The sequence below is a fragment of the Halomonas sp. ND22Bw genome, from assembly GCF_003011945.1.
GTDB lineage: Bacteria > Pseudomonadota > Gammaproteobacteria > Pseudomonadales > Halomonadaceae > Halomonas > Halomonas halophila.
The window spans coordinates 1-255 of record NZ_PXWD01001296.1; the positions used below are offsets into that span (position 1 = coordinate 1).

At 70.2% G+C, this 255-nt stretch carries 1 protein-coding gene; it reads left to right on the plus strand.

The window, feature by feature from the left end; translation table 11 throughout:
- The coding region (locus CVH10_RS22365; protein ID WP_369335974.1) for a tripartite tricarboxylate transporter substrate-binding protein at positions 1-255 on the plus strand (255 nt) is incomplete at both ends.

Here is a 255-nt window from a genome sequence, read left to right on the forward strand (position 1 = left end):
GTTCAAGCAGCAGGCCGGCATCTTCGCGGTGCACATCCCCTACAACGGCGGCAACCCGGCGCAGCTCGCGCTGCTGTCGGGCCAGGTCGACTTCAACTTCGACAACCTCGCCACCGCCGCGCCGAACATCCGATCGGGCAAGCTCAAGGCCATCGCCGTGACGACCGCGCAGCCCAGCAGCGCCCTGCCCGGCGTGCCGCCCGTGGCCGCGACGCTCAAGGGCTTTGCCATCGACACGTGGTGGGGCCTGGTCGC